We start from the raw sequence: 6251 nt of genomic DNA on the forward strand, positions 1-6251 counted from the left end.
GGCTGGCTGGACGGCGAGCCCCGCACCCGTGCCGCCAGGGGCTCGGACGCCTTCGTCGAGGTGAGCTGGGACGAAGCGACCACGCTGGTGAGCGACGAGCTGCGCCGGGTGCGGTCCCGGTACGGGGACAGCGCGGTGTTCGGCGGGTCCTACGGCTGGGCGAGCGCCGGGCGGTTCCACCACGCGCAGGGACAGCTCCACCGGTTCCTGGCGCTGGGAGGCGGCTACACCGACGCCCGCAACACCTACAGCACGGCGGCGCTGGAGGTCATCCTCCCGCACGTGATCGGCGGTCATCCGTGGAGCTACCAGAGCCGGATGCCGATGTGGGACGAGATAGCCGCGAACTGCGAGCTCGTGGTGGCGTTCGGCGGGCTGGCGCTCAAGAACAGCCAGATCAACCCCGGCGGGCTGGCCAGGCACCGGACGCGCGACCTGCAACGCCAGTGCCGCGAGGCCGGGGTGCGGTTCGTCAACGTCAGCCCGATCCGCAGCGACACGGCCGACTTCCTGGACGCGCAGTGGCTGCCGGTCGTCCCCAACACCGACACCGCCGCGATGCTCGGCATCGCGCACACGATCCTGGTCAACGGGTGGCACGACGAGGACTTCCTCCGCCGGTGCTGCACCGGGTTCGACCGCTTCGCCTCCTACCTGCTCGGCGAGCTCGACGGCGTCGCGAAGGACGCCACGTGGGCGGCCGGCGTCACGGGCATCGGCAGCGAGGTGCTCACCGACCTCGCCCGCCGCCTCACCAGCCAACGCTCCCTCGTGATGGTGAACTACGCGGTCCAGCGGGCCGACCACGGCGAACAACCGATCTGGATGTCCGTCGTGCTGGCCGCCATGACGGGATCGATGGGCCTGCCGGGCTGCGGCTGGGGCGCGGGGTACGCGACGATGGACGCGACCGGCGTCAACCCGGACCGCGCCGCCGTGGCGACGATTCCCGCGGTTCCCAACCCCGTCCCGGACTTCATCCCCGTCGCGAGGATCGCCGACGCCCTGCTGCACCCCGGCGAGGTCATCGACTACGACGGCGGCCGTCTCACGCTGCCCGACTTGCGCCTGGTCTACTGGTGCGGCGGGAACCCGTTCCACCACCACCAGGACCTCCACCGGCTGGCCCGCGCCTGGCAGGCCCCGGACACGGTGGTGGTCCACGAGGCCTGGTGGAACACGACGGCCAAGTTCGCGGACATCGTCCTGCCCGTCGCCACCGGCCTGGAGCGGGACGACTTCGCCGCCGGGTTCTCCGATCCGCACGTCGTCGCGATGCCGAAGGTCCGCGAGCCGGCGGGCGAGTCGCGGACCGACCACCGGATCTTCACCGACCTGGCCGCCCGGCTCGGGTACGAGAAGGAGTTCGCGGAGGAGCGCTCCGAGATCGAGTGGGTGCGGCACCTGTACGAGCAGACGAGGGCCGCGCTGGGCGATGACGCCGACCTGCCGGGGTTCGACGAGTTCTGGCGGGGTTCCGCGGTCGCGCTGCCCCCGTCGACCGGGCCGTTCCCCGGCGGTTTCGCGGCACTCCGCTCGGATCCGGTGAACTTCCCGCTGGCGACGCCGTCGGGCCGCATCGAGATCTTCTCCGAGGAGATCGACTCGTTCGGCTACGACGACTGCGCCGGGCACCCGAAGTGGTTCGAACCGGTGGAGTGGCTCGGTGCCGAACTGGCGGAGCGGTTCCCGCTGCACCTCGTCTCGAACCAGCCCGCCTCGCGCCTGCACAGCCAGTACGACAACGGCGGCCACAGCCTCGGTTCGAAGATCCGGGGCCGCGAGCCCGTGACGATCAACCCGTCGGACGCCGCGGCGCGCGGCATCGAGAACGGCATGATCGTGCGCGTGCACAACGACCGCGGCAGCTGTCTCGCGGGCGCGATCCTGTCGGACGACGTGATGCCCGGCGTCGTGCAGCTGTCGACGGGAGCGTGGTGGGACCCGGTCGAGCCGGGCCGCAGCGGAACGCTGGACCGCCACGGCAACCCGAACTCCCTCACCGGGGACCGGCCGTGCTCGCGGCTGTCGCAGGGACCGAGCGCCCACAGCGTGCTGGTCGAGGTCGAACGCTACGACGAACCCCTTCCGGACGTGCTCGCCTTCACGCCACCTGAACGAATGATCCGGTTCCCCGAGAGGGGTCACGCGGCTGGACACCCCGATCGCGGCCTGAATACCTTGCGGGGCCATGACTGAAGTCCAGGATCTCAAGTACCGCCAGTGGTTCCGGGGCGCGGACGTCGACGGCGACGGCGTGATCACCATTCAGGACGTCCGGCTGATGGGCGAGCGCTTCATCCAGTCCCGCGGCGCCACGCAAGGCTCGGAGACCGCCCGCAGGCTGACCGACGGGCTGGAGGCGTTCTGGGCCAACGTGATCGCGCCGATGGACGGCGACGGGGACGGCAAGGTCGACCTGCGGGAGATGACCGAGGGCTTCCGGCGGGCGCTGGCCGACCGGTCCCTGTACCCGCACCAGGTCGGGCCGGTGGCCGACTGCTACTTCGACCTGATCGACGCCGACGGCGACGACCGGGTCGACCAGGCGGAGTTCGGTGAGATCTTCGGCATGGCGGGCAACGTGTCCACTGAGGACTGTGCCGCCGTTTTCAAGGCCCTGGACCTGGACGGTTCCGGCGGGCTGGACCGCGCCGAGTTCCACCAGGCGCTCACCGAGTTCTTCTACGGCGACGACCCGGACGCACCCGCCGCCCACCTGTTCGGCAGGATCGCCGGCTGACCGGCGGGTGCGCGGCGGCCCGTCCGTCAGTTGCAGATCCGCGGTTTCAGCCCGATCGTGATGGTGACGGTGGTGCCGACGTTCACGACGGTGCCCGCCCGCGGGTTCTCCCGCATGACCTGGTTGATGAAGTTGCACGTCGGGTCGACGGCCGACGTCACCGCGACGGACAGGCCGGCGGCCTGCAGGGTGGCCTGGGCGCTGCTCGAGGACGAGCCGATCACGTCCGGCACCGCCACCTGGGTGGTGAGGGTGAACGGGATCGTCAGCTGCCGGGAGTCCTGGTTGAGCGACAGGGTGCCGGCTTGCAGCACGAACGACGTGCCGTCCGAGAAGAACAGCGTCAGCCCGTAACCGAAGTGCCAGGTGTCGTTCCCGTTGGGGTCGATGGAGATCCGCACGCGGCCGGAGCTCAGCATGGCGGCGGTGACACCGGTGTCGGTCCGCATCATGAACGGCCCGTGGACGCTGTTGTCCCGGTACTCGGTGCCGACGTCGCTGAAGTCGCTCGCGACCCGGCCGGACGGGGTCTCCACCTGTGCCCGCACGAGCGTGTCGAAGTCCTTGTTGTCGTTGCCGGTCGTGAAGGTGACGGCCGCGGCCGACAGGTGCGCGTCCGGCGCGGTCCCGTCGGCCGTGTGCGGTGCGGCGGAAGCGGAGTGGATCCCGATCCCGAACAGCAGCGGCAGCGCCGTGCCGATCAGCGCCAGCCGTCTCACCATCGATCTCATCGTGGTCGTCCTTTCGCCGAGTGCGTTGCCGGCGAAGGTAGGACCGGGCGGTTGCAACCCGTCGACAACCCGTCGACACGGGTCAGTGCGTCTCCGTGGTGAAGCCGCCGTCGATGACCATGTTCACGCCCGTGACGTTGCCCGCGACCCGGTCGCTGGCCAGGAACAGCGCGAGGTCGGCGACCTCCTCCGGCCTGGTGAACCGGCCGGTGACCGCCTGGGCCGCTGCCTGGTCGGCCACGGACCCCGCTGTCTCGCCGGCACTGGCGGCGAGCGTCTCGGCGACGCCGCCCGCCCCCAGCCACAGGTCGGTCGCGACGGGGCCGGGGCTGATGGAGTTGACCCGGATGCCGTGCGGGCCGAACTCCTTGGACAGCGCCTTGGTGAGGTTGACCAGTGCGGCCTTCGCCGCGCCGTAGTCGATCACGGCGGGGTCCGGCAGGGTGGCGTTGACCGAGGCGGTGTTGACGACGCTGCCCCGGCCGGCGGCCAGCATCGCGGGCAGCGCCGCCCTGGTGGTGCGGACCGCGGCCAGGAAGTTGAGGGTGATCGACTGCGCCCACTGGTCGTCGGTGACGAGCAGGAACCCGGTGGTGCGCGGCGCGACGAAGCCGACGTTGTTGACCAGGACGTCGAGACGGCCGTGCTCGGCCAGTGCCGCGTCCACGAGCCGGCCGGGTCCGTCGACGGTGCCCAGGTCGACGGCGACCGCGATGGCCTTGCCGTCCGCGGTGAGAGCGTCCAGTTCGGCGCTGCCGGACCGGGCGCCGACGACGACGTGAGCGCCCTCGGCGACGAGCGCGGTGGCGATGGCGAGGCCGATGCCCTTGCTGGCGCCGGTGACGACGGCGACCTTGCCTTCGAGTCCGAGATCCACGTGTCCCCCTAGATTCCCTGGGTGTGCAGCCAGCCGAGGACGGAGTCGGCGACGTCGCGCCAGCCGCTGTCGACGGTGAGCGAGTGGCCGCGGCCTTCGAACTGCTTGAGCTCGGTGACCGCGGTGGAGTCCCGGTACTGCTTGAACGTGGACCGGGTCACGACGTCGGGAACGGTGTGGTCGGCGGTCCCGGAGATCAGCAGCAGCGGGCCGCGATCGGAGCGCCGGGTGTCGACCCGCGCCTGCGAGTGCAGCACGAAGTTCGCCGCCGCCACCTGGAACAGCGGCCGCGCAGGCGCCGGGACCACCCACCGCCGGTAGATGTCCGCCGACTCCTCCTCGGTCAGCGCGTTGCCGAAGCCGAAGCGGAACTCCTCCTCGCTCAACATGACGGCGCGGTGCAGGTTGGCCGGGTTGCCCAGCGCGGGCAGTCCGGAGCGCAGCTGCGCCAGCGGGAGCGGCAGGACGCCCTTGATCTGGGCCGGGTCGATCGCGACGCCCGCGCGTCCGATGCCCTGGCCGAGCAGCTTCTCCGTGATCAGGCCGCCGAAGGAGTGGCCGATCACGATCGGGGCCTCGCCGAGACCGGCGATGACCGAGGCGAAGTGCTCGGTGGCCTGGTCGATGGTCGTGTCCGCGACCGCCTCCGGGTGCTTCCGCGCCGCCTCGACGGTGTCGGGCTCGTGGGGCCAGCCGGGTGCGACGGCCGAGTACCCGGCCGCCTCGAAGTGGTCGATCCAGGGCTGCCAGCTGGTCGCGTGCAGCCACAGGCCGTGGATGAACACGACCGGCGGTCTGGTGTCGGGCAAGGTTTTTCTCCGTTCTCCTCGGTTTCTCGTCGCCAGACAACAGCGACCGCGACCCGGCGTCCAGGACCCGTTCGACCACGATCGATAACCGCTCTGGCATCGTTGCCGGTCGCGCTCTACGGTCGTGCCGGGAGGACGCGATGGATCTTGACCTGAGACTGGTGCGCTACTTCGTCGCGGTCGCCGAGGAGCTGCACTTCGGCCGGGCCGCGGCCAGGCTGTTCATCAGCCAGCCCGCGCTGTCCAAGCAGATCCGCAGGCTGGAGGACGACCTCGGCAGCCGGCTGCTGGTGCGCGACAGCCGCCACGTCGCGCTCACGCCACGCGGCGAGCACTTCCTCGACCAGGCCAGGCAGCTGCTGGCCCTCGCGGACCGCATGCGACGCGAACCGGAACCCGACCGGGTGCGCATCGCGCACATCTTCAGCCTGGACAGCGGGCGCGTCCTCTCCGACGCCTTCCACGACCGGTTCCCCGACGTGCGGGTCGTGGAGAGCTCGATGGACAGCACCCGGCAGCTGGCCGCGCTGCTGGCCGACGAGCTCGACGTCGCGATCATCCGCGTCACCGCGGCGATGAGGACCGAGCACCCCGCGGGGTGGCGGCACACGTTGCTGCGGCTCGAACCGTTCTGGCTCGTGGGAAGGCCGGGAGACGCGCCGCGCCCCTCCGCGTCACTGCACGAGCGCCCGCTCGAGGTCTTCGGGGACCCACCGGGCTCGGCGCTCTACAACACGCACGGCCGCTACCTCAGCTCGCTCGAACAGCACACCGGTCTCGCGTTGCGGTGGCTGGGAAACCCCGGCGGCTTCGACCACTGCCTGGCGGCGCTCACCCGTGCCCGCACGCCGGCTTTCGTGCTCGAGTTCGACAGCTACGCCCACCGGTACTCGGACCTGGGCATCCCGATCCACCGCCCGGAGGAGCTCCGGCCGGTGTACCCGTGGTCGCTGGCGTGGCGCGACGGCGAGCAGTCGGAAGCCGTGCGGCAGTTCATCGGCGTCGCGCTGGAAGCGGCCGAACAGCGCCGGTGGCTGCGGCCGGAACGGGACGGCGGTCCGTTGTGGGTGCCGCCGGAGGACCTGCTCGAC

The 6251-nt window shown here is 71.2% G+C and carries 6 protein-coding genes; 3 read left to right on the forward strand and 3 right to left on the reverse strand.

The genetic code is table 11. The features are described from left to right. Positions 1-2199, forward strand: a 2199-nt coding sequence (locus VF330_RS30020; RefSeq protein ID WP_330855057.1) for a molybdopterin-dependent oxidoreductase, incomplete at its 5' end; no start/stop codon positions are given. Continuing rightward, positions 2192-2743 (forward strand): EF-hand domain-containing protein, encoded by a 552-nt coding sequence (locus VF330_RS30025; protein WP_330855058.1) that lies wholly within the window; start codon positions 2192-2194, stop codon positions 2741-2743. The genes VF330_RS30020 and VF330_RS30025, both read left to right, overlap by 8 nt. A gap of 26 nt (positions 2744-2769) precedes the next feature. Here VF330_RS30025 and VF330_RS30030 read toward each other — a convergent pair whose 3' ends face one another. From VF330_RS30030 to VF330_RS30040, 3 genes are all read right to left on the reverse strand, one after another. Continuing rightward, positions 2770-3465, reverse strand: coding sequence for a PASTA domain-containing protein (locus VF330_RS30030; RefSeq protein WP_330855059.1), 696 nt, complete (start codon positions 3463-3465; stop codon positions 2770-2772). A gap of 91 nt (positions 3466-3556) precedes the next feature. Continuing rightward, positions 3557-4351: an SDR family NAD(P)-dependent oxidoreductase gene (locus tag VF330_RS30035; protein ID WP_330855060.1), complete on the reverse strand. Its 795-nt coding sequence runs from the start codon at positions 4349-4351 to the stop codon at positions 3557-3559. A gap of 8 nt (positions 4352-4359) precedes the next feature. Then, positions 4360-5160 carry an alpha/beta hydrolase gene (locus tag VF330_RS30040; protein WP_330855061.1) on the reverse strand — a complete coding sequence of 267 codons (801 nt, stop codon included), beginning with the start codon at positions 5158-5160 and terminating at the stop codon, positions 4360-4362. Positions 5161-5300: 140 nt separating this feature from the next. Here VF330_RS30040 and VF330_RS30045 point away from each other — a divergent pair. Beyond that, positions 5301-6251, forward strand: a 951-nt coding sequence (locus VF330_RS30045; RefSeq protein WP_330855062.1) for a LysR family transcriptional regulator, incomplete at its 3' end; no start/stop codon positions are given.

The sequence above is a fragment of the Lentzea sp. genome (assembly GCF_036380075.1).
Taxonomy (GTDB): domain Bacteria; phylum Actinomycetota; class Actinomycetes; order Mycobacteriales; family Pseudonocardiaceae; genus Lentzea.